We start from the raw sequence: 347 nt of genomic DNA, 5'->3' as shown, positions 1-347 counted from the left end.
ATATGAAGATATTGTTAATGAATGTACTCGAGCGTGGAATATTTTTATTTCAGATGCATCTAGGGTGATAGATCTTTGCTCTAGAGATTGGATAAAAGTGGGAAGTTAATTAATCAAATTGGTATAATTCATCAAGTCACTATAAATCCAACAGAGATAAAACTAGCTTTAAAATCTTTTTGAAGGAGATTATCGCAGATAAGTGGTTGGCAATAAATTTTAGGCGAAAAAAAACCAGTCATTAGACTGGTTTTTTCAATGTGGCGGACGCGGCAGGAGTCGAACCTGCGACCGCCTGGTTCGTAGCCAGGTACTCTATCCAGCTGAGCTACGCGTCCGCAATAAAC

The 347-nt window shown here is 38.6% G+C and carries 1 tRNA gene; it reads right to left on the bottom strand.

The features are described 5' to 3' along the window. Positions 1-261: 261 nt before the first annotated feature. Positions 262-338: transfer RNA gene (locus H4J41_RS00015), tRNA-Arg, on the bottom strand. Positions 339-347: the final 9 nt, after the last annotated feature.

Origin of the sequence: Colwellia sp. MB3u-45, assembly GCF_014077005.1 — a bacterium.
Lineage (GTDB): Bacteria > Pseudomonadota > Gammaproteobacteria > Enterobacterales > Alteromonadaceae > Cognaticolwellia.
Note: the sequence above shows the minus strand (reverse complement) of the source record. Positions and strands in the feature narration are given on the sequence as shown.